This window comes from Dyadobacter sp. 32, from assembly GCF_902506755.1.
In the GTDB taxonomy this organism is placed as follows: Bacteria; Bacteroidota; Bacteroidia; order Cytophagales; family Spirosomataceae; genus Dyadobacter.
Genome location: NZ_LR735258.1, coordinates 1133380 through 1157069, shown reverse-complemented (window position 1 = coordinate 1157069; position 23690 = coordinate 1133380). Strand labels below are relative to the sequence as shown.

Here is a 23690-nt window from a genome sequence, read left to right as displayed (position 1 = left end):
AAAAACTATGCCTTTTTAAGTCAAAATTGAGATTTTTGCAATTTTCAGGTTGAATTTGATGGGAAGTATTAGAGGTTTTTGTATTTTTTGATTAAACGCGTTTTAAGAAAAAGCTAGTTTAGGAAAAATGTCTGACTTTTGTCTAAAATACCATTTTCGGCCATCTTGAGAAAAAAATGAAAAATTTTGAAATTTTAATGACTTTCTAAGATTTGAATGCTAAATACCGGTCAAACTATCTGAAATCGTCATTTAATCAGCTCATGCGTCGAAGTGTATATTCCCTTGCAAATACGATCGACTGGCAAGTCGTTAGAGTCCTCACCAAAGGGATCTTCTATTTCTTCTGCGATTACTTCTAACCCCGCCAGGATGTAGAAGACAAACATTACGAACGGGATAATCAGGAAATGCAGGCTGAAAATGTAACCGATTGGTAACGTCAGGCAGTATATAAAGATAAACTTTTTTATAAAGGAGCTGTAAGAAAGGGGGATGGGTGTATTCTTAATACGTTCGCAGGCGCCACAAATGTTGGCAAATGATTCCAGTTCAGCATTCACCAACCACACTTCATGAGGTGAAAAAACCTCATTGCGTTGTAATTCAATCGTCTTGGCAAATATGGCGGAAGCTACCTGGTTGGGAACGTGTTCTGCCGGGTTAAGTGCATTCTTTTGATAGAGCTTTGTATCCGTAAAATCCTTGGCTATGTATTTTCCGCGCAGGTGGTTTTTAAGTGAGAGGGCGTAGTTGGGAATCATTTCCCTGTAAAAATCCCGCTCATGCACAAGATTTTTACCCAATAAGCTATCCATTTTTAGCGCAAGGTTTCTGCTGGAGTTCATCAGAGCTCCCCACTGCTTTCTTCCTTCCCACCAGCGATCATAGGCTGTGTTGGTTCTGAATACCAAAAGCATCGAGATCACAAACCCAAGGAGGGAATGCATGAGAGAGATATTTTTGAGATCTGTATTTTCTCCAACTTTCCAGTAGATCAGTATGAGATAGGCGAGTACGGCAGCATAAACACCTATCCCGATAATAGCCGGGGTGAGCTTTCGTGCGGTATCGGTCTTCGGAAAATAGAATATATACTTAAACCATTCCTTCGGATTGTAATCGACCATTCAATTTTGTTGTTTACAATAGTTAATTTGCTTATAATTTATATATGTAAATTAATTGATTAAGTTAAATTAGCTTAATGTTATCAATCAGTTTAAAAAACTCCTTAAAACACTTTGCGGTAAGCTGTGCGTCCTCTAATGCATTGTGCGTTTCTTCCTCTCTTTCGAACCCAAAGAAAGCGGCAACCGTGCCCAGGCTCAGCGATCGCGGAGTGGTTTTACCATTTCGTGACAAAATCTGGAAAAATAGATAGGAAACGGTGTGCAGGTCTATCATCTTATTGGAGAAAGGCCAGTTGAGTTTTTCGTTTCGGTAGGCGTGGCGTAAGAAATTGATGTCGTAAATAACACTCTGTCCGCAGATAATTACATTGGAAAGATTGGGTTTTCCGGCATTGAGTTTCTTGATCCATTTCTCGAATTCGGGTAGTACATCGTAGATCATGGGGGCATCCTGGAGGTCATCCAGCGAAAGGCCGTGTACTTCTTCCGCTTTTGCGGTGAATGCTTCCTCGTTTTCGGGGTACACATTTTGAAGGTATGTACCAAGGGTGCGCCATTGATCGTCAAACAGTTCAGCGCCGATTTGAATGATTTCGTTCCAACCCGGCTCTGGTCCGGTCATTTCAATATCTATAACCAGAAAGGCCATATTTGTTGCAGTAGTTAAATTAAGATCGTATTTGCTGGATTTTCCATGCACTATCTTTTACTTTGTGTGCAAAAATAGGGAAACAAAGCGTTTCCGATAAGGGTGACTTCCAAGTTGTCAGAAAATATATCGTTTATAATCCTTTGATCTTTTAAAAATGACAATTGACTACGCCCGTGTACCGTCTCCGTGTTATGTGTTAGACGAATCACTTCTAAGGAAAAATCTGGAACTTATAGATGGGGTTCAAAAGGCTGCGGGGTGTACGGTTATTCTCGCACTCAAAGGGTTTTCCATGTACAGTGTTTTTCCAATCGTTAACGAATATCTGGGTGGAGCTACTGCGAGCTCATTGAACGAAATAAGGCTTATCAATGAATATATGGGGGTCAAAGCCCATACCTACATGCCTGCTTATCTTGATGCAGAGTTCGATGAAGTTTTGAAAAGGAGCAGCCATCTTACTTTTAATTCCCTTGGACAGTGGGAAAGATTCAAGGAACGGGTGGCTGAATTTACAAATGTAAACTCGGCCAGTGAGTTGTCCTGCGGAATCCGTGTAAACCCACAATATTCGGAAGTTGCTACGGATATGTACAATCCTTGTGTTCCTGGGTCAAGGCTTGGCGTTACGCGGGATAAGCTACCGGATCTATTGCCGGAGGGTATAGAAGGAATCCACTTCCATACGCTTTGTGAGAATGATTCCTTTACGTTGGAAAGAACCCTTCACGCACTGGAATCACGGTTTTCGGATCTTTTGCATCAGGCAAAATGGCTCAATATGGGTGGTGGGCATTTAATGACGCGTGAAGGGTACGATACTGGCAAACTGATAGACCTGATTCTGAAGATCAGAGAAAAGTATAATGTGGAGGTGATACTCGAGCCTGGTTCAGCGATTGCCTGGCGTACTGGTGAATTGGTTTCGCGTGTATTGGATGTGATGGATAGCCAGGGCATTAATGTTGCCATCCTGGATACCTCTTTTGCGGCGCACATGCCAGACACGCTAGAGATGCCATACAAGCCCACCATCAAAGGAGCTATGCAGGAACCGGTAGAGGGTATGCCGACGTACAGAATGGGAGGGATGACCTGTCTGGCGGGAGACTACATTGGGGATTATTCCTTTAGTAAAGAATTGGAAATCGGGGATTTAATCATATTTGAGGATATGATACACTACACGATGGTGAAAACAACAACATTTAACGGTGTTAATTTACCTTCCATTGGTATGCGGCACAGTAGTGGGGATTTTGAGTTGCTTAGAGCCTTTGGGTACGAAAGCTTTAAGGACCGGTTATCTTAGAAAGAGATATGGGAAATATGACTTTTCTTATAAGGAACGGTCACGATTGTGGTTAAATTTGCCCGATGTGATTGACCTTTTTTTGTATTATTAGAAGAAGCAGAATAAAACTTTCAGAGGTTGGGAAGCATGGGGAAAAGTGTGCGAATATCCTCCTGGGTGGGTTGTTTGCCATATTCACAGATCTCGAAAACCTCTACCAGTTTGATCGAGGAAGCTTTATCAGTTCCATACCACTTGTCTAATGCCAGTCTAATTTCCGGTGTGACCGAGGATCGCTTTTCGATAGCCGTTCTGAGCCATTTTTTTCTTTCTGCTAAGTCTTTTGGTACGTTTTGCAGATCCTGACTCGTCCAGGGAAGCCATTCGTAGAATTGCGACACGTGTGCGTCAAGCTCATCCACTTTGTTAGCAATTACGCTGGTGATATCAATAGCAATATCGGGACGGAAGGGATTGGGACGCTGAAAGCGGTCTCTGAAATACAGGAATACCGGGTTTTTGGTCAATGGCGGTACGTTGCTAAGGATATTGGGTACGATGACAAGATAGGCGGCATCCTGTACGAGTATGCCCGTGTTTCGATGATCGGGGTGGTAGTCGTTGGTTCGTGGTGCTATGACCAGGTCAGCCTGCCATTCTCTGATCTTTCGTATAACCTGCATCCTGTTTTCGAGCGTGGGCAGGAGTTCTCCGTCGTGATTATCGAGTACATCATATTCAATGCCTAATCGTTTGCCTGCTTCTTTTGCTTCTTTCAACCTTCGGTTAGCTAGTTCCCCACCACCCATCTCCTGATGCCCCATGTCACCGTTGGTGAGCGAAACAAATTTTACCTTATGACCCATAGACGAGTAAAGAGCGGCAAGACCACCCGCACCAAGGTCGCAATCGTCGGGATGTGCTCCGAAGACAATCACGCGTACCGGCTTTGCCTCTTGCGCCGACGTATACGAAACCAGTGAAAGCAAAAGAAAAAGTGTAAGTACAGTTTTCATAGCAAGGGATATAGGTTTAATCAAATACAGATTTTACCACATTGTATTAAACAGTAAAGTAAATAAGCCTGTAGACATACTACATCGCTTCATTTTTGGCACTGAATTTACGAGCACATAGGAATAAATGCAGAGAAACTGGGATTCCTTCATGGTGCCGGAAGGCGTAATGAATTTTTTTTATGCCCCTAATCGTCTAGGTTTCCAATTGCTTACGGCCGAAGCGCCAAATTTTTCCTGAGCGCAACACTTTTGGATTCAATTTTCCTGTACCTTTGTATCCCGTAATCATAGAAAAAAAGCAACGTCTCATGGCTTCTAAAGCACGCAGGACCGCTAAGTACATTTTCGTTACGGGCGGAGTTACATCATCATTGGGCAAAGGAATTATTGCCTCCTCACTAGCCAAACTGCTGCAAGCCAGAGGACTTTCAGTTACAATACAAAAATTTGATCCCTACCTGAATATTGATCCGGGTACAATGAATCCATACGAGCATGGAGAATGTTATGTTACGGACGACGGTGCCGAGACGGATCTTGATCTGGGGCATTATGAACGGTTCCTGAACGTGAAAACCTCTCAGGCCAATAATGTTACAACGGGGAGGATCTATCATAATGTAATCACCGCTGAGCGGCGTGGGGACTTTTTAGGTAAGACCGTTCAGGTTGTTCCGCACATTACGGATGAGCTCAAAAGAAATATGCTTCTTTTGGGTCAGACAGGGGAGTACGACATCGTCATTACCGAAATTGGTGGTTGTGTGGGTGATATTGAATCGTTACCATTTCTGGAAGCGGTGCGACAGATAAAGTTTGAGTTTGAAAAGAACGACACCCTGATCATCCATCTTACCCTTATTCCTTACCTCAATTCGGCAGGAGAACTCAAAACCAAACCTACACAGCACTCCGTGCGCATGTTACAGGAATCAGGGATTCAACCTGATATTCTCGTATGCCGGACCGAGCACCCCTTACCCCAGGACATCAGAAAGAAAATAGCTCTTTTTTGTAACGTACAGGTTAATTCGGTCATTGAAGCTATGGATGCAGATACCATCTATGCAGTTCCTCTCCTGATGCTGAAAGAGCGGCTCGACCAGCGTGCATTGTACATGATGGGTATCTACAATGATCAGGACGTCGACCTTGATGCATGGAAAACTTTTTTGTCAAAACTGAAGAATCCTGTGGATTCGATCAAAATTGGATTAGTAGGTAAGTATGTTGAACTTCATGACGCTTACAAATCAATTGTAGAATCTTTCATACACGCCGGATCATACAATGAATGCAAGGTTACTATTGAATGGATTCACTCTGAAAGCCTTACCGAAGACAATGTAGCTGAAAAACTATCTGAACTGGATGGCGTTTTGGTTGCTCCGGGTTTCGGAGAGCGTGGCATTGACGGAAAGATTTCAGCCATCAGGTATGTCAGAGAAAATGGCATTCCTTTTTTCGGGATTTGTCTGGGTATGCAAATGGCTGTTATCGAATTTGCAAGAAATGTGATCGGATGGGAGGGAGCTCATTCCATAGAGATGGATTCGTCAACAGATCATCCCGTAATTCACCTGATGGAAGACCAAAAGGACGTATCCAATAAAGGGGGAACGATGCGGCTGGGGGCCTATCCCTGCAAGCTGAGAAAGGATTCTCTGGCAAACAAAATTTATGGAAAGATCAATATCAGCGAACGTCACCGTCACCGATACGAATTCAATAACAAGTATTTAAAGGATTTTGAGGCTAATGGCTTATTGGCGACGGGTATAAATCCGGACAACGGTTTGGTAGAAATGGTCGAACTGCAAGGTCATCCGTTCTATGTGGGAGTTCAGTTCCATCCTGAGCTTAAAAGTACAGTAATGAATCCGCATCCACTTTTTGTGAATTTTGTCAAGGCCTCACTGGCGTATTCGTTGGAAAAAAGAGCGGTCGCTTCCTGATATTCCCCGTTCATCATTTCATAAAAGCCCAATCAGGGAAATTCTTATTACCTTTGCGCTCCCTTAGGGGTTTAGTATCTCAATTATTTTAAGTTTAGAATGGATAAAAATTTTATAATCGGCCTGGTTCTTATCATGCTGATGTTGATTGGTTATCAGATGCTGGTTCCACAGCCGGTTGAACCAACTCCCGTATCTCAGGTAGAAAAGCAAGCTGTGAGGCCCTCAGAACAAAACAATCCCTCGACAGATTCTTTACAGGTACTATCACCCAATGGCGATTCGTCATTAGTTGCTGTTGCACAACAGGATCTCGTGATTGAAACAGTGGATGCCAAAATCGTTTTTTCAAATAAAGGTGGGATCCTAAAGGAAGTAAGCCTTAAAAAGTACAAGACCTACGATCAGAAGCCACTGTATTTGATCGCTGAAAATCACAACGAGTTTGATTTGGAGCTTCCAACTCAGACAGGAAATGTAAAACTGACTAACTTATATTTTTCAACTGAGAATAAAGATCAGTCTCTTTCAGAAAAAGATTCTGTGACGATATCCTATAAGGTAGATCTCAAAAATGGTCAATCCGTAGAGCAGACATACGTAGTTCGCGGATCGGGCTATGTGATAGACTACGGTATCAAGGCGAATGGGATGAGCGTGGGGGACAAGTCGCTCTTGTTCAATTGGCGTAATGATCTCCTGCAACTGGAGAATGACATGGCTAAAAACCGTGAAGTGGTGACGATTAATTACTACACGGATGATTTAAACAGTCTGGCAACCAGCACAACCTCTAATGAAGCGGCCTCTGCTGAAGCACCTGTAAAATGGTTTACGCTGAAACATAAGTACTTTTTGGCAGGCCTTATTGCCAAAAAGCAACCGTTCAATAAATTTGAAATGAAGGCGGATGTAAATCCGAACGACAGCATTATTGTGAAGACGATGGACGTGGCAGCTGCTATACCCATGTCCGCGGTGCAAAAGGGAGAGGCGAACTATCAATTTTACCTCGGACCCAATGATTACCATCTGGTAAAGAATATAGCTGCTGAGAATTTCGACCAGAATGTATATTTGGGTTATGCTTTCCTCAAACCGATCAATAAATTCGTACTCGTTCCGCTTTTCAATTTTCTTGAAAAGTTTATATCGAACTACGGTCTTCTAATTATCTGTCTGGTATTGTTTGTGAAAACATTGCTGACTCCGCTTACTTATAAGTCGTACATCAGTATGGCTAAAATGAGGCTGCTGGCTCCGGAACTGGAAGAATTAAAGGCGAAGAATCCTGATGATATGGCCAAGCAGCAGCAGGATCAAATGAAATTGTATCAGCAGGTTGGCGTAAGTCCTTTGAGCGGGTGTGTTCCGGTGCTGGCCACTATGCCCATTTTGTTCTCGTTGTTTTTCTTATTCCCGAATTTGATTGAGCTGAGGCAGCAGCACTTCTTATGGGCAAGCGATCTTTCGACCTACGATTCGTTCATAAAGCTGCCGTTCACCATTCCTTTTGGCATTGGCAATCACATCAGTTTGTTTACGATATTAATGACCATATCCAGTATTGGTTATGCTTATTACAACAACCAGATCACGCCAACACAGCCTGGACCTGTGAACATGAAGATGTTAAGTTACATCATGCCGCTGATGTTTATGTTTGTACTTAATTCCTTTCCTGCTGGTCTGACATTTTACTATTTTGTTTCCAATGTGGTGACAATTGCCCAGCAGCTGCTGATCAAGAAATTTGTAAATGAAGATAAGATCAGGGCTATTCTGGATGAAAATCGGATTAAGAATGCCAGTGGTGAGAAAAAACAGACAAAATTTCAGAAGTACCTTGAAAAGTCGCTTCAAGCTGCTGATGAAGCCAAGAAGAAGCAGGCCGAACTCGAAAAGCGTGCGAAGAAGAAATAGCGTTAAGCAAAAATGACTGAACCTGGGCAATGTTTCGTTTGTGAAACGTTGCCCGTTTCTTTTTCCCTAAAAACCGTTTTCGTAATTTGGCCTTTATTAAAATAGAAATACGATCAATGAGATTTTATGTTGTGTTTACCGTCATATTGACTATCGGGCTAAGGATCAATTCAGTTGCTCAAAATACTTCGTATGATAGTAAATTTAAGGCAGGTGTGGATGACTTCAAGCAGGGGCGCTATACACTTGCGATGGAGAAACTGCTCCCTCTGACGAGTACAGGGTCTATTTACTCCTATTCCGAATATGCCCATTATTATTATTCCCTGGCGGCTTATCAGGCCCGGAAGTACAAGGAGAGTAAGCAGATGTTGCTGCAGCTGATCAACCGATTTCCAAGCTGGAATAAACTGAATGATGTGCATTATCTTTTAGCGTCCAACAGCCTCGCTACCGGGCAGTGGAAGGAAGGCTTTCAATATTTTGACAAAATAAAAGACTCGTCTTTTAGTATGGACATTCAGTCCACGAAGCATTTTTATCTCAGCAGGGTTTCCGATCTTGCCTCTCTGGTCAATCTTCAGAAACAGTATCCTCAGGATCGTGAGATTGCCCTTGCGGTAGTTCAGTTTATTCAGAAATCCGCACGTCCATCTGCAACAGACCTCAGTTATGCAGATCAGTTGATCAAACAATTTAAGTTAGATAAAGAGGGGGATACAAAATCAGAAAATCAACCGAAAGTTTCGGTTGCCAAACGTGACAATCAATGGACCAAGGGGTACTTCAACGTATCCGTTTTGCTCCCTTTTCGTATAGAAGAATACCTGGTGTCCAAAAGAAGAACCAACCAATTCGCGTACGATTACTACCTAGGCTTGCTAATAGCTAAGACGAAATTGAAATCAGAAGGTATTGACGTCAGGTTATGGTCTTACGATGTGAGTAATGAAAATAAACAAATGAATGAAGTGACCTCGGATAATGCGTTCCAGCAATCCGATTTGGTTATTGGGCCGCTTTATCAAGGGCCTTTTGAAATTGCTGCGGAGTATGCCATGTCTGCAAAGATGTATATGCTGAATCCGTTATCTACCGACGGAACGTTAGTGAAAAATTCAACAAAAATGTATCTGGGCCACCCGTCGATAGCATTTCAAATGGAAAAGGCTGCTCAATGGATGAGGGGAGTGGCGCCCGGTGCCGCCGCTGCGATTTATTACGGGGGGACAACCAAGGACTCCGCCATGGCTTTTTCCTATGCCGCAGAATTGAAATCAAAAGGCGGAAAAATCGTTGAGATGCTTAGGATACAGGCTGATCGTGAATGGCTGGAAAACAAATTATCTACATTCCAGGCCCAAAAACCTTCGCATGTCGCTTTGTTTACTTCTGATTCTGGTGCTGGCATTGCGATGATGGAGGTGCTGAATGGTCGGAAATTACTCACTGTACCTGTTATTGCCACGGCCACAAGCTTCAACCTAACGCAAACCCGTCTTAACCGTTACGGTTCAAGGCTATATTTAATAGAAACCAATCATATAGATAAAGCAAAGGAACAGGTGAGGCAATTTCAGAGGGATTATTGGAATTTTACCAACTCATTTCCGTCCGTTTATTCCTATTTAGGATACGACCAGTTGCTCTTTTTTGGCAGAATGTTATCCAAATACAAAGAAAAATTAAGTAAAGGATTGGAGGAGAGAAAGTACGACGGGGAAGATTATCTGTTGTCGGGTTTCGATTATACCAAATCTTATGACAACCAGATACCTTCCATTTTAAAATACAACGGATTCAAGTGGGTTCCGATCAGATAGTTCATCAGGGTAAATTTATTTCAATGAATATTTCAACAAGTCAGAGTCTTTTTCAAAAGGCCCAACAATATATTCCAGGTGGTGTAAACTCACCGGTGAGAGCGTTTCGAAGCGTCGGAGGATCTCCTATCTTTATAAAGTCTGCAAAAGGCGCCCACGTTTATGACGAGGACGGAAACGAATACATTGAGCTTATCAATTCGTGGGGGCCCATGATTCTGGGGCACGCACATGAGCTGATCCAGAAAAACGTTTCAGACGCGATACAAAATTCTTTTTCGTTTGGTGCACCCACACGTAAGGAGGTGGAGATTGCGGAACTGATCGTGAGCATGATGCCCTCCATTGAGAAGGTGAGAATGGTGAATTCAGGAACGGAGGCAACGATGTCGGCAATTCGTGTGGCCAGAGGATTTACTGGACGGGACAAGATCATAAAATTTGAAGGATGTTACCATGGCCACGGTGATAGCTTTCTCATTGCCGCCGGAAGCGGTGCAATGACGTTTGGTACGCCGGACAGCCCCGGTGTAACCAAGGGGGTTGCGAATGACACTTTGACGGCAACCTTTAATGATCTGGCGTCGGTAAAATCCCTGGTGGATAGCAACAGAGGGAATATAGCGGCCTTGATACTGGAACCGGTGGTTGGTAATATGGGCTGTGTATTGCCTGCGGAGGGTTTTTTACAAGGGCTTCGTACCATTTGTGATCAGGAAGGTATCGTTTTGATTTTTGACGAAGTAATGACGGGCTTCAGGTTATCGCGTGGGGGCGCTCAGGAACGATTTGGGGTCACACCAGATCTGACCACATTGGGTAAGATTATAGGTGGCGGTATGCCGGTAGGGGCATACGGGGGCAGGGCCGAGATTATGAACTGGGTATCGCCTCTGGGCCCCGTTTATCAGGCTGGTACGTTATCAGGAAACCCCGTTGCGATGGCAGCCGGTATGACCATGCTGACCTACTTAAATGAGCATCCCGAGGTTTATTTGCAACTGGAGGCTTCAGGCAGCAAATTAAGAAACGGCTTTTCAGCCTCGCTCAATAAGCTGGGCCTGAATTATACAATCAACCAGATAGGTTCGATGTACACTTTGTTCTTTACGGATCAGCCGGTAACGGATTTGCCCTCTGCTAAAACCTCTGATCTGGGGTTATTTGGTAAGTATTTTCATGCCATGCTCGACCGTGGGATTTATCTGGGGCCGTCACAGTTTGAAAGTATGTTTTTGTCAACAGCGTTAACGGACCAACATTTGGAGAAGGTAATAGAGGCTAACGAAGAGTCTATTAAGGTGGCTTTGGGATTAGCGTAATGGTTGTACTCCAAATGGCCCAATGAGAAAATATTCGATTATCATTCCTGTATATAACCGACCTGAGGAGCTTCGGGAGTTGCTTGAATGCCTATCTGTGCAGACCTTCGTAAACTTTGAGGTGATCATTGTAGAGGATGGGTCTTCCAGGAAGGCAGATAAGGTGGTTGAATTGTTTTGTGATAAACTGGATATCAGGTATTATTTCAAAGAAAATGGGGGACAGGGGTTTGCCCGGAACCATGGATTTGAAAGGGCTACCGGCGACTACTTCATTCTGTTCGATTCCGATGCACTGATAGAGCCGGATTACCTGTCCATTGTTGATGATGAACTGACCCGAGATTACGCAGATCTGTACGGAGGACCAGATACCGATCATCCGTCATTTTCTCCGATTCAGAAGGCGATCAGTTACGCCATGACCTCTGTATTTACAACCGGCGGCATTCGTGGTAAGAAGAGCAATATGGGCGGGACATTTCATCCCAGAAGTTTTAATATGGGTTTGTCGAGAGAGGTTTGGGAAAAGACAGGCGGTTTTAAAACAACCAGAATGGGAGAGGATATTCTTTTCAGCATTGGTGCGATTCGTCAGGGATTCAGGTCTGTATTAATTCCTGAAGCTTTTATTTATCATAAGCGACGAACGCAGTTTGGCCAGTTTTTTAAGCAACTGAAATTCTTTGGCAGGGCCCGGATTAACATCGGACGGTTCTATCCGGAGGAGCTGAAACTGGTGCACACATTTCCGTTCGTGTTTACGCTGGGTGTGTGCAGTATACCCTTCTGGTACTTTATTTTTTCGCCCTTTTTCTATCTCGGATTAGCCATTCTTTTTGTTTACAGCACGTTACTTTTTTTCGATGCTTTACGTTCTACAAAAAGTATACATGTGGCTCTGCTTGGTGTGGTAGCGTCATTTGTCCAACTTTTTGGTTACGGTATCGGTTTTTTACAGGAAGGGCTGAAAAGACTTGGCGAAAAAAAATCGCACCGGGAAACCGGCGCGACCATTGAATATCCTTCGTGATCAATGTGGAATGTTCTGCCTATTTTTGACAGAAATATACAATTTCTTCAGAAGGTAATGCGTAGCGTTTGACTTCATCCTTGGTGAGTTCGTCCATTACGAAACGATCTTCCTTAACCGTAAAGCCGCCTTTTTCTAGCTCCCGGCTGTAATCTCGCCCAAAAAGCCGGAGATGGTCGTTTTGTAGAAAATGCTTTTCTCTTTCCGCAGGATCCGTAATGGAGGCGTCTTCATAAGTATGGGCGTATTTTAAATCTTGCGGAGATTGTATAAGCGCCCAACCGCCAGGTTTAAGAACCCGGTATAGCTCGCTCATGGCCAAAATATAATCATCCACATGCTCCATCACGTGATTGCAAAACGCCACATCGAACGTGTTTTCCGGAAACGGAATTTCATGAATGTCCATCTTCACCTTAGCCAGAGGTGATTCTATATCGGCAGTGATATAGTCAAGGTTTTTCATTTTTTCAAAACGATCGATAAAGCAATACTCCGGCGCCACATGGAGTACTTTAAGGTCCGCAGTAAAAAAATTCGTTTTACGCTTCAGATACAATGCCATTAACCGGTGTCTTTCCAGCGACAGGCAGGTAGGGCAGAGCGCATTCTCGCGACTTGATGTGTTGCGTCCATACGGCAAAAACTTATCGTACTGACTATTGCATACCGGGCATTCCACCTTTTTACCCAGATAGAAAATACTCAACCCCCGGGCAGCCCAGTGTCCGACAAGTTGCAGATAGGGGCGGGGAATATATCTTAAAACCAGACTTATTATGCCTTTCATATTCAGATATTTCGCTGTTAGCTATGGGCCTTCAGCAGTGGACTTTGTGCGTTATACTTCAATTTTGTATTTTCCAATGCGCTCGTTGAGGGATTGAAAATGCAAATTGCGACCGAAACGGTACCAGATGGTTTGTCGATTACCTACTCCTGCGTCAGAAACATAGCCTTTCATTAAGTCGTTTGCCTAAAAATTAATAATTTTAGGAACAGATTGCAGAAAAGCGAATTTAATATGATCCCTACCATTGATCCCAAGCCTCCCGGCCAGAAGCTGATTAAGAAAATGTCGACACGTACCAAGTGGATGCTTCTGGCTCCCGTTGGCTTGTTGCTGTTCAGTTTCGGGCTCTGCGTTCTTAGTGAGGCGGCACATCAGCGTCGAATCGGCGAACCCACACAGGTATGGGTCTTGCTTGGGATTTACAGCTTGGCGCTTATCAATGCCGGAATCGTTTTGTTTGGAGAAGCGCTTCGTTTCCGGATACTGCTGGATGTTCGGCGCGAAACCCGACGCAGTTTGCGACAGGCGGTGAGGAACATTAAAACCAAGTCGGTACGGAAAACGCTTTCCCAACATTTAAAATCCGATAAAAAAACAAAAAGCCCTACCAAAACAGATTGACAGGGACTTGTTTGATAACATCGTATCGGAGAGGCGCTTTGATAATTATTTATTCGCTTCAAATTGCGCTTTAATAGCCTCAACATCTACATTCCGAACCTCTGGTTTGCGTAACAGATCCTTAATTTTAGCTGTACGATTATTTGCTACTGCTTTATTTCTACGACCCTTACGTTTTAATTCCGTAACTCCCATTTTAAATTTATTGTTTTGTGAAAGAGCCGCAAAATTAGTGATTTATGTGTAAATAATGTACAAAACACTCATAAATATTGCATAACCTAACCTAACTTTGTGCATTCAACCCGTTTTTAAAGCGAAACAGGGTCTATTTAATTTATAAGGTGCCGTTGTCCGGTGGAACTGATTGATTGTCGTTTTTATTAACACTTCCCTTTCAGGACAGCATTTTGAAATTTTTCTTACGAAATAAATGAGTAAACCATCTCTTGCCCGGGGCACACGCGACTTTGGCCCTGAACAAATGGCAAAGCGTAATTTCATATTCGATATTATCAGAAAGTCCTTTCAACGCTATGGTTTTCAGCCATTAGAAACGCCAGCCTTCGAAAACCTTTCTGTATTAATGGGTAAATATGGCGAAGAAGGGGACCAGTTATTATTCAAAATACTGAACTCCGGAGATTTTGCCGGCAAACTTACCGGCGCCGACTGGCAGGAAGGCAGCAAGCGTTTAACATCCAGAATTTCGGAGAAAGGACTGCGATATGATCTTACCGTACCTTTTGCCCGCTACGTAGTGATGAATCGCGGCACTTTGGTAATGCCTTTCAAGCGTTATCAAATTCAGCCCGTCTGGCGGGCAGATCGTCCGCAACGTGGCAGGTATAGGGAGTTTTACCAGTGTGATGCAGATGTGGTGGGTACCGAATCCTTGCTTTGTGAAGCAGAAATAGTCTTGCTGTTGCATGATATTTTACCTCAACTGGGTATCCATGACTTTACCGTTAAGGTCAATAATAGAAAGATATTAACCGGGATTTCCAACCGCATCGGTGCGGAAGGGATGGAGGGGCCATTGTGTGTGGCGATAGACAAGCTGGATAAGATCGGGAAGGAAAAGGTTATTGAGGAACTGCTGGAACGAGGCTTTTCTTCTGACAGCGTAAATCTTCTTGAGCCTCTGTTTACACTTTCATCCGAACCTAACCCTTTTGAAAAATTAAAAAACTGGCTGGCTGGTTCTGAAATTGCATTGAAAGGAATCTCGGAATTAGAGCAGGTATGGCAGATGGTCTATGGTCTGGGCCTGGAAAGTCCTAAAATTGAATTTGACGTGACCCTTGCTCGCGGTTTGTCGTACTATACAGGGGCTATTTTTGAGGTGAAAGCCAATAATGTGCAGATAGGCAGTATCTCGGGTGGGGGACGGTACGATAATCTGACAGGTACTTTTGGCGTACCCGGCTTGTCAGGCGTAGGCATCTCGCTGGGTGTGGATCGGATCTACGATGTGATGGAGGAACTGAATTTGTTTCCTGAAAACCAAAGCACCAGTACCAAAGTGATGCTGTCCAACTTTGATGAGGAAGGTTTTAACTTTGGTCTTTCTGTTTTACCGAAATTACGGGGAGCAGGCATCAATGCAGAAATGTATCCGGATCCGGTCAAATTGAAAAAACAGATGGATTATGCCGACAGAAAGAATATTCCGTTTGTCATTCTGATCGGCTCAGAGGAAATTCAGTCCGGTCGTTTTTCATTGAAGAATATGAAGACCGGGGAGCAGCATAAAGTAAGCATCGAGGAAATTCTCGAAATTTTGAAATAGCATACATTACCCAATTAATATCTTACGAAAAACTGATTGCCAGAAGCCTGTTTTCGGGTTACAACGGCCACTACAAGCATGAACAACATCTTACGAATTGCAATCCAAAAGTCTGGTCGCCTGAGTGAAGACTCCCTGAAACTTATAAAAGAGTGTGGGATTCGCTTCGACAATGGCGCCGGAAAATTGAAAACGTCTGCAACGAATTTTCCTGCAGAAATCCTTTTTCTTCGCGACGACGATATTCCGGGTTATGTTGAAGACGGTGTGGCACACCTGGGAATAGTTGGTGAGAATGTTTCTGTTGAGTCGGACCGGGATGTGAACACGGTACATAAGCTGGGCTTTTCCAAGTGCAGGCTCTCCATTGGTGTTCTGAGGGAATATGATTATACCGGAGTGCAGGATTTGGAAGGTAAAAGTATTGCCACTTCTTACCCGCGACTGCTGGCCAAATATTTGAGTGCCAATAATGTTTCCGCACAAATCCACGAGATCAGCGGATCGGTTGAAATAGCGCCCAGTATCGGACTGGCAGATGCAGTCTGTGATATTGTTAGTTCGGGAAGTACACTTCTGAGCAATGGTCTTCGTGAAGTCGAAACTATTTTCAAGTCGGAGGCGGTCATGATTGCCAGCAAGCATCTTTCTGTACAGCAGCAGGAATTGCTGGATCAGCTATTGTTTCGGATAAAATCTGTTCAGGTTGCCAAAAACAACAAGTATATTCTTCTTAACTGCCCTGTTTCCGCTGTTGAGGAAATCATGAAGTTTTTGCCGGGAATGCGTTCACCAACGATATTGCCGTTAGCAACCGAAGGATGGTGTTCTCTACACTCTGTAATCAATGAAAATGATTTTTGGGAAAATATCGAAAAAATCAGGCTGGCGGGTGCAGAAGGTATATTGGTGATACCTATTGAAAAAATGATTTTGTAACAAGAGTACGTTATTTATTGATTTAAGGACGACAAGATTTATAGTTATGAATATTATTTCATTTCCCGACAGAAGCCTTTGGCCATCTTTACTTATGCGGCCTGTTCAGGATTCCAGGGAGATTGAAGGTAAAGTGCGCCCGATTTTAGAACAGGTGAAAGCGGGAGGAGACCAGGCTTTGAGAGAACTGGCTTTGAAATTCGATTCGGTGGCGTTGACCGAACTGGCTTTTTCAGAGGAAGAAATGTTGGCTGCCGAAAGCCAGTTGACCGATGAATTAAAGGCCGCCATAGGGCAGGCCTATCAGAATATTCATACTTTCCACAAAGCCCAGCTGCAGCCGGTCGATAAAATAGAGACCATGCCCGGTGTTACCTGCTGGCGTCGAAGCGTGGGGATAGACAAGGTTGGCATCTATATTCCAGGCGGAACGGCACCCTTGTTCAGCACGGTTCTTATGCTTGGGATTCCTGCGCAAATAGCTGGTTGTAAGGAGGTGATTCTTTGTACACCTTCTGATAACCCGGCCATTTTGTATGCAGCAAAATTGGTTGGTGTTACCCGTGCTTTTCGCCTTGGTGGTGCGCAGGCTATTGCGGCACTGGCCTATGGAACGGAAAGTGTACCAAAAGTTTACAAAATATTTGGGCCTGGTAATCAATATGTTACAGCCGCTAAGATGTTGGTTAGCAAGGAAGGTGTTGCAATAGATATGCCTGCCGGGCCGTCAGAGGTTGCGATTTATGCTGATGATACCGCCATTCCGGCTTTTGTAGCCGCTGATTTATTGTCCCAGGCTGAGCACGGGGCGGATAGCCAGGTGCTGCTGGTTTCTACCAGTAAAAAATTATTGGCTTCTGTCAATTTAACGTTATCAACTCAGCTGGAAAAGCTACCGAGGCGTGATATGGCTGCAAAGGCGCTCGAAAATAGCAAGGCGATCTTGGTTTCCAGCCAGGATGAGGCCATTGCACTTCTGAATGACTATGCTGCTGAGCATTTGATTTTGAGCGTGGCAGATGCGGAAAGTGTTTCTGAAAAAATCACGCAGGCCGGTTCTATATTTTTGGGTAACTATACCCCTGAATCGTGTGGGGATTATGCCTCGGGTACAAATCACACCCTGCCTACCAATGGCCATGCAAACGCATATAGTGGTGTATCGGTGGATAGCTTTGTGAAGAAAATTACCGTTCAGCACATCACAGAAGAGGGGATAAAGAATATTGGTCCGACGGTCGAGATTATGGCGGAGGCTGAATCACTTGCAGCTCATAAAAGGGCGGTAACAATCAGGTTGAGGAATCTTTTGTGAAGAAACTTGCAGGGTCTGGAAAAATGTCTTAAATTAGGGGACATTTTTCCAGTACTGTAACTTGATATTCTATGACTGCATTTATGGTTAATGAGCGTTTGGGGGGGTACGGTGTTTTAAAACATACTGTAAAAAATGATTTTGATCTGGCATACCTGGCACAAAACGGCATCCCAAAAGCTGTAATTCAACACCTGGCCGATTCGGTAGGATTGGATGTAAAGGAGCTGATATCCTTGTTGCCTGTTACACCGCGTAACTTGTTGCGTTACCACGATGAAGAGCTGCTCAGCAATGTGGTTTCTGACCATCTGATCGCGCTTGCAGACCTTTTCGCCACGGGTACGGAGGTGCTGGGAAAAGATTATTTTCTGGATTGGCTTCATCATGATATTCAGGCTCTAGGAAACGAAAGGCCGCTTCATTTTCTTAAAACCCACGCGGGTATAGATTTGATCAAAACCGAGTTGGCCCGCATGGAACATGGGATTTTTGCCTGATGGAATTATTCAGAATAACCCGTTCGGAATTCAAGGATGATCTGACAGGGGAGGGAGCCTTCAAATATGGCGGCAGATGGAATTCGCCGGGTAGCCGGATGTTGTATACCTCTTCAAGACGATCACTGGCCATGCTTGAAATATTAGTGCACTGGCACCGGCCCATTCCACCTCCTGATTATGTTGTTGTCGTTTTATTTATACCGGATGCGCTTGTGGGTAAAAATTTACTTTATACCATACCCGACTGGCGCCAGGAGCAGCAATGGAGCAGACAGGAAGGCGACAGTTGGCTTAGGGACAGAACCAGCCTCTTGTTGCGGGTTCCATCGGTGGTTGTACCGGCAGAGTCCAATTTTCTGCTCAATCCGCTTCATCCTGATGCTAATTCTGTTAAAGTCGTAGATGTGGAGCCGTTTAGTCTCGATAAAAGACTATTCGTTTTTAATTAAAAGTTTTAAAAAAAAGGGTGATTTTACCTTCACCTTCAAATATCGTTACAATGAATTCCTTTTTTGAACTAAAAAAAATCATCCGGCCGCATATACTTACCTTGGCGCCTTATTCTTCGGCGAGGGACGAGTATACCGGGCATACAGGTATTTTTCTTGATGCAAATGAGAACCCCTATGGATCAGTTACAGATGAAAAATTCAATCGATATCCTGATCCGTATCAGTCCGATATCAAGAAGAAGATAGCCCAGTTGAAAGGTGTAGAGGATCGCAGGATATTTTTAGGAAATGGTAGTGATGAGCCCATCGACCTGCTTGTAAGGGCCACTTGCACGCCGGGAAAGGATCGCATTATCATTCTGCCGCCCACCTACGGCATGTACGAAGTAAGCGCCTCCATTCATGATGTTCACATTGACAAAGTGTCGCTGACAGCTGATTATCAAATTGATACTGATGCTGTTTTGAATGCAATCACTCCATTGACCAAAATTATATGGATCTGTTCTCCTAATAATCCTACGGGTAATGTGATGAAACGTGACGCCATTGAAACCCTATTGGCCCGGTTTGATGGTTTGGTGGTCGTGGACGAAGCCTACATTGATTTTACAGATGAACCTTCGTGGATAGAAAGACTGGACACCTACCCGAATTTGGTTGTTTTGCAGACATTTTCTAAAGCCTGGGGTCTTGCAGGTATTCGCGTTGGTATGTGTTTTGGCTCTATTGAACTGATTCAAATCCTGAATAAAATTAAGCCACCTTACAATATCAGCCTTCCTGCCCAGCAGGCATTGTTGGCGGGTCTGGAATCTTCATCAAAAAAAGATGAAATGGTTGCGGAAATATTGAAAGAACGAGTTTTTCTGCAAAAGGGGTTAATAAGTTTATCCTTGGTAAATAAAGTTTTCCCCTCGGATGCCAATTTTTTACTTGTACAATTTGACGATGCGCGGTCTGTTATGCGGTACCTGATTGAACATACGATCATTGTAAGGGATCGCTCGAAAGTACATCTTTGTGAAGGATGCCTGCGTATAACTGTCGGTACCCGGGAAGAAAATGAAGTTTTATTGGATTCGTTGACGAAATTCCAGCAAATGAGCGTTATTGCTTAGCACAATCTCAGCAACTATAACAAACGGTCATCTTAAAGAAGAAATTTTAGATTATGAAGAAATTATCATTACTCGCTTTTTGTATACTTTGGGTTGGATTTGCCCAGGCACAAAACGACAACTGGGCTGTCGGATTTAAACTGGGTGAGCCCACCGGGATTAATATCAGAAAGTATTTTAATGGGATCCACGCCATTGATGTTACCGTAGGAACCTATGGCGGAATATTATCCAACAATCGCAAATACAGAGGTGATGAAGGCATGTATAAGAACGCCGGCCTTTCTATTCAAGCACATTACCTTTGGCATACCCCGTTCTTCAACTCTGAGGCGGTACATGTGTATTACGGTCTTGGTGGCCAGGTAAACAGCAGAAGAACTTACCCTAAACGCCTGGAACCGGATTATCAGAAAAGTATCTCAATCGGAGGGTCTGTCATCGGTGGCGTTGAGTATTTCGTTCCAAACAACAGAATTTCGGTTTTTCTTGAAGCGGGTACGTACATGGAAGTCATACCCAGGCCTTTCTATTTTAGCCCTAACATTTCAGGGGGAATACGGTTCAACCTTTGATTTAAGCGAATCTCATTTTGATTTCATATAGAAACAGGCTCAGGCCTGTTTTTTTTGTAAATTGAAACCGCATTTTTCTTCTGACTCTTTTCAAATATTCAATTGCGTGTTTAAAGTTTACAGCTCTTCTGCCGGTTCAGGTAAAACATATACACTAACCAAGGAATATCTAAAATTAGCCCTTCATTCCAACTCTGATACTTATTTCAGGCACATTCTGGCTGTGACCTTTACCAATGCTGCCGCCAATGAGATGAAGGAAAGGATCATACTGATGCTTCGAACGTTTTCGGATTGGCAACCTGGCCAGGACAATGAACCTCCCATGTTACGCGATGTGGTGTCCGAGCTATATCCGGAAACGGCCGGTAACCAGGAAGCTCTCGCAGAGACCTGCCAACTTGTATGCTTACGCGCTCAGCTGGTTTTCAGGCAGATATTGCATCGGTATTCCGATTTTTCGGTCATGACCATTGATAAATTCACACAACGCCTCATTAGTAGCTTTACCGACGAACTTGGGCTTCCGTTCGTATTTGAAACACAATTGGATGGGGACTTGCTGGACGAGGCAGTGAATCGGGTACTGGCACGCATCGGACTGGAAGGCGAAGAAGTGTTGACCGATGTGGTAGAGCACTATTACCGTGAGAAGGCCGAGGAAGGAAAGAGTTGGTCGTCACTTCCGCTGCAGATCAGGGAGGCAGCAGGGACGTTGTTGAGTGAACAAAGTTATCTTCAGATGCTGTTGGTAGCAGACCTGCAAATGAGCGACTGGATTGCAATACGCAGACAAATGAAAGCTTTTGTAAAAGAAAAGGAAGAACAGATCCATTTGCTTTCCAAAGAGGCGTTTGACCTTATTGAGTCTGTTTTTCTGGTGGATAAGGATTTTCATCAGGGTGGGCGAGGGATATACGGGTATTTCAGAAATCGTGCAGAAGGACAAAAAACTTGGGAGGAACCCAACTCGTATGTGCGCAAAACCATTGAAGAAAAGGTTTGGTATGGTCCGAAAACGGCCCCATTGATTAAAGAAAGTATTGATCAAATCAGCCAGGATTTGGCGCGTATTTACGATCAACTGGAAATGCTGAGGAGCCGGGAAAGTCATAAAGTTTCTTTGTACAATCAGTTGGATAAGCATTTGTACAATCTCTCTTTACTGGGTGAGATCCGCAAGGAGTTTGATTTGCTATTAAAACAGAATAGCCAGGTACATATTTCAGATTTCAATAGGCGCATTCTGGAAATCGTTTCGAGCGAACCGGTGCCGTTTATATTTGAGAAACTTGGAGAAAAGTACAATCACATCCTGGTGGATGAGTTTCAGGATACATCTAAACTCCAGTTTGCCAACTTGCTGCCTTTGTTTGAGAATGCACTTTCTGACGGGCATTTCAATTTGATCGTTGGTGATGCCAAGCAGTCCATATACCGGTTTCGTGGCGGGGATATGGATTTGATTTTACATCTGGCTCAGAATCAGGTCATGCACTTATCTTCTATTCTGGGTAAAAGTGAGTTTAACGATTACCGTCTGGCAAGTTTGGAGGGTCATTTGCAGGTTGATCACCTTAGAACCAATAGGCGCAGTTTTCGGGAGATTACCGAGTTTAATAATCAATTTTTCGGATTTGTCTCCGATACATTGGCGGATTCTAACCCGCTAGTCGGTCAGATTTATGATGAGAATTTCAAGCAGCAGATACCGGATGGTGTTAAGGAAGGAGGTCATGTTCAGTTGGAATTTCTGGATATGGCCGAAAATACTGATGCTGAAACAGAAACTAAAAATGACGCTATTGTGGTGCGTACCCTACAACTCGTCGCAGAGCTCCGTGGGAGTGGTTACGACTGGCGGGACATAGCCATTCTGTGCCGCAAGAAAAAGGAGGCAACAGCGCTGGCCAATGCATTGAAGGAAATCGGATATCCGCTTATTTCTGATGATGCGCTTGTTTTGGGATACTCGAGAGCTATTCAGTTTGTGACCTCCTTTATGCAAGTCTTGCATACGTCGGACAACAAGCTGGCGCGTTACGAGGCGGCGTACCTTTTTCATCAGGTGATCCGGCATGAAAATCCTTCGGCAGAGGAGCACGAGGCGCTTAGGGAACTGTGCAGCGCCTATGGTCTTGATTCATTTCTGAAATATTTTTCCCGGTGGGGAGTGGAGCTGACGGCCTTCCGAATGAGGCAGCTTACCGTGTTTGAATTAAGTGAGCTATTGATGAAGACCTTCGGGCTCTTTGAAAATCTTACAGAAAATCAATATTTGTTTCGTTTTCTGGATGTGGTTCTGGAGTTTGGAACCAGGCGTACAAATCATCTGGGAGACTTCCTTCTCTATTGGGAAAGCGCCAGAGGCAAACTTTCCATTACAATACCGGCAGACACCGACGCACTCCGCATCACAACGATCCACCGGTCCAAAGGTTTGGAGTATCCGGTTGTGATCGTTCCTTATGCCAACTGGAAAGTAACTCCCAATGCCAAACTGGATCGTTTGTGGGTGGATCTTGATGATGTTCTCCTTGATGAGTTGACGTTACCAAAATCCGGCCTCAAACTTCGTAGTTCAATGGTTTCGGTGGTTAAGGACCTGGATAATACGCCCGTAGCGGAACAGTATACAGAGGAAAAAAATCGTACACTGGTAGAAAACCTGAATTTGCTGTACGTAGCCTTCACTCGTCCGATTCAGCGCCTTTATGTGATTGCAAAAAAGGAAAAGAAATGGGAGGCAGGATCATTGATCAGTAACTGGATGCACGATTTTTTGGATCAGCCTGCTATGGTCCCTTCCTGGAGCGATTTGGAGAGCAGATATATCGTTGCTGAGTGTACGGGCAGCTGTTACCATGTTCATCGGAAAAGTAATGCCGAAAGGTATGTGATGCGGGATATAATCAGTGCGGACAGTACCGACAGGCTTCGACTTCGTAGAATGGCGGATCGTATTTTTGATGTGGAAACGTTTGAACCGCGACACGATCGACTGCAAAAGCTGCGGTATTTACTTACCAGAATTAAAACAATCGGCGATGTATCGAACCAGGTTCAGAGTTTGGTTCGCGAAGGTATCTGGACGGAAGCAGAGGGGGAGATTATTGGCCAGCAGGCGAGTAGAATAGTTGAACAAGGGAACCTGAAAACACTTTACTCTTGTGAAAATAAGGTACAAATTAACCGGGAAATGCTTATTCCGGGAGGCAAAATGCTTCATGTGGATCGCCTGGTTACGCTACCGGATGGTGAAAATATTTTTATGTCCTTCGTAGGAGGAACCGGTGCCAAAATCCCCGTAAAACATTTGAATTCTTTGATCAATGCTTACAAGGCGATTGGCAAACCAGCCAGGGGAGTCGTTTACACCCTGGAAAATGATTTAATTGAATGGTTGTAAGTAGAATTTTGCGGGA

General features: G+C 43.9%; 20 protein-coding genes. 15 read left to right on the top strand and 5 right to left on the bottom strand.

From position 1 onward, the window contains the following. Nucleotides 1–248: 248 nt before the first annotated feature. Together DYADSP32_RS04555 and DYADSP32_RS04550 are read right to left on the bottom strand one after the other, a co-directional pair. On the bottom strand, nucleotides 249–1130 hold the full coding sequence (locus DYADSP32_RS04555) for a bestrophin family ion channel (protein WP_149243829.1): 882 nt from the start codon (nucleotides 1128–1130) through the stop codon (nucleotides 249–251). A gap of 64 nt (nucleotides 1131–1194) precedes the next feature. Then, nucleotides 1195–1782 carry a 3'-5' exonuclease gene (locus DYADSP32_RS04550; RefSeq protein WP_149243830.1) on the bottom strand — a complete coding sequence of 196 codons (588 nt, stop codon included), beginning with the start codon at nucleotides 1780–1782 and terminating at the stop codon, nucleotides 1195–1197. A gap of 157 nt (nucleotides 1783–1939) precedes the next feature. On the opposite strand from DYADSP32_RS04550, the gene nspC reads away from it, so the two are divergent. After that, nucleotides 1940–3097, top strand: a complete 1158-nt coding sequence (gene nspC / locus DYADSP32_RS04545; RefSeq protein WP_149243831.1) for a carboxynorspermidine decarboxylase — start codon at nucleotides 1940–1942, stop codon at nucleotides 3095–3097. 113 nt (nucleotides 3098–3210) lie between these two features. On the opposite strand, the gene DYADSP32_RS04540 is transcribed toward nspC, so the two are convergent. Beyond that, on the bottom strand, nucleotides 3211–4095 hold the full coding sequence (locus DYADSP32_RS04540) for a PIG-L family deacetylase (RefSeq protein ID WP_149243832.1): 885 nt from the start codon (nucleotides 4093–4095) through the stop codon (nucleotides 3211–3213). A gap of 311 nt (nucleotides 4096–4406) precedes the next feature. Between DYADSP32_RS04540 and DYADSP32_RS04535 the strand changes: the two genes are divergently transcribed. The 5 genes from DYADSP32_RS04535 to DYADSP32_RS04515 all read left to right on the top strand — a co-directional run bounded on the left by DYADSP32_RS04535 (nucleotide 4407) and on the right by DYADSP32_RS04515 (nucleotide 12154). Next, nucleotides 4407–6053 (top strand): CTP synthase, encoded by a 1647-nt coding sequence (locus DYADSP32_RS04535; RefSeq protein ID WP_149243833.1) that lies wholly within the window; start codon nucleotides 4407–4409, stop codon nucleotides 6051–6053. A gap of 99 nt (nucleotides 6054–6152) precedes the next feature. Continuing rightward, a complete protein-coding gene (yidC, locus tag DYADSP32_RS04530) occupies nucleotides 6153–7976 on the top strand; it encodes a membrane protein insertase YidC (protein ID WP_149243834.1) in 1824 nt (607 codons plus the stop codon). Between the two features lie 116 nt (nucleotides 7977–8092). Further along, nucleotides 8093–9799, top strand: coding sequence for an ABC transporter substrate-binding protein (locus DYADSP32_RS04525; RefSeq protein WP_149243835.1), 1707 nt, complete (start codon nucleotides 8093–8095; stop codon nucleotides 9797–9799). Between the two features lie 23 nt (nucleotides 9800–9822). Further along, nucleotides 9823–11121: a glutamate-1-semialdehyde 2,1-aminomutase gene (gene hemL, locus DYADSP32_RS04520; protein WP_149243836.1), complete on the top strand. Its 1299-nt coding sequence runs from the start codon at nucleotides 9823–9825 to the stop codon at nucleotides 11119–11121. A gap of 22 nt (nucleotides 11122–11143) precedes the next feature. Beyond that, the gene (locus tag DYADSP32_RS04515; RefSeq protein ID WP_149243837.1) at nucleotides 11144–12154 is read left to right on the top strand and encodes a glycosyltransferase; all 1011 of its coding nucleotides are present in this window, start codon (nucleotides 11144–11146) and stop codon (nucleotides 12152–12154) included. 19 nt (nucleotides 12155–12173) lie between these two features. Here the strand turns inward: DYADSP32_RS04515 and DYADSP32_RS04510 are convergent, their stop codons facing one another. Continuing rightward, nucleotides 12174–12944, bottom strand: a complete 771-nt coding sequence (locus DYADSP32_RS04510) for a methyltransferase domain-containing protein (RefSeq protein WP_149243838.1) — start codon at nucleotides 12942–12944, stop codon at nucleotides 12174–12176. Nucleotides 12945–13178: 234 nt separating this feature from the next. On the opposite strand from DYADSP32_RS04510, the gene DYADSP32_RS04505 reads away from it, so the two are divergent. Further along, complete coding sequence (locus tag DYADSP32_RS04505) at nucleotides 13179–13568, top strand: hypothetical protein (protein WP_149243839.1); 390 nt, start codon at nucleotides 13179–13181, stop codon at nucleotides 13566–13568. Nucleotides 13569–13613: 45 nt separating this feature from the next. Here DYADSP32_RS04505 and DYADSP32_RS04500 read toward each other — a convergent pair whose 3' ends face one another. Further along, complete coding sequence (locus DYADSP32_RS04500) at nucleotides 13614–13763, bottom strand: hypothetical protein (protein ID WP_414617514.1); 150 nt, start codon at nucleotides 13761–13763, stop codon at nucleotides 13614–13616. 238 nt (nucleotides 13764–14001) lie between these two features. Between DYADSP32_RS04500 and hisS the strand changes: the two genes are divergently transcribed. The 8 genes from hisS to DYADSP32_RS04460 all read left to right on the top strand — a co-directional run bounded on the left by hisS (nucleotide 14002) and on the right by DYADSP32_RS04460 (nucleotide 23674). Further along, nucleotides 14002–15360: a histidine--tRNA ligase gene (hisS, locus tag DYADSP32_RS04495; RefSeq protein ID WP_149243840.1), complete on the top strand. Its 1359-nt coding sequence runs from the start codon at nucleotides 14002–14004 to the stop codon at nucleotides 15358–15360. A gap of 78 nt (nucleotides 15361–15438) precedes the next feature. Next, on the top strand, nucleotides 15439–16299 hold the full coding sequence (gene hisG, locus DYADSP32_RS04490) for an ATP phosphoribosyltransferase (RefSeq protein ID WP_149243841.1): 861 nt from the start codon (nucleotides 15439–15441) through the stop codon (nucleotides 16297–16299). A 46-nt stretch (nucleotides 16300–16345) separates the two neighbouring features. Next, nucleotides 16346–17614, top strand: coding sequence for a histidinol dehydrogenase (gene hisD, locus DYADSP32_RS04485; RefSeq protein ID WP_149243842.1), 1269 nt, complete (start codon nucleotides 16346–16348; stop codon nucleotides 17612–17614). Between the two features lie 71 nt (nucleotides 17615–17685). Further along, entirely contained in the window at nucleotides 17686–18114 is a 429-nt protein-coding gene (locus DYADSP32_RS04480) for an antitoxin Xre/MbcA/ParS toxin-binding domain-containing protein (RefSeq protein ID WP_149243843.1), read from the top strand. After that, on the top strand, nucleotides 18114–18566 hold the full coding sequence (locus tag DYADSP32_RS04475; protein ID WP_149243844.1) for an RES family NAD+ phosphorylase: 453 nt from the start codon (nucleotides 18114–18116) through the stop codon (nucleotides 18564–18566). The genes DYADSP32_RS04480 and DYADSP32_RS04475 overlap by 1 nt, the downstream gene beginning before the upstream one ends. Before the next feature lie 50 nt (nucleotides 18567–18616). Next, nucleotides 18617–19690, top strand: a complete 1074-nt coding sequence (gene hisC, locus DYADSP32_RS04470) for a histidinol-phosphate transaminase (protein WP_149243845.1) — start codon at nucleotides 18617–18619, stop codon at nucleotides 19688–19690. A gap of 53 nt (nucleotides 19691–19743) precedes the next feature. Beyond that, nucleotides 19744–20265 carry a hypothetical protein gene (locus DYADSP32_RS04465; RefSeq protein ID WP_149243846.1) on the top strand — a complete coding sequence of 174 codons (522 nt, stop codon included), beginning with the start codon at nucleotides 19744–19746 and terminating at the stop codon, nucleotides 20263–20265. A gap of 106 nt (nucleotides 20266–20371) precedes the next feature. Further along, entirely contained in the window at nucleotides 20372–23674 is a 3303-nt protein-coding gene (locus DYADSP32_RS04460; RefSeq protein ID WP_149243847.1) for a UvrD-helicase domain-containing protein, read from the top strand. The last annotated feature ends 16 nt before the right edge of the window (nucleotides 23675–23690 follow it).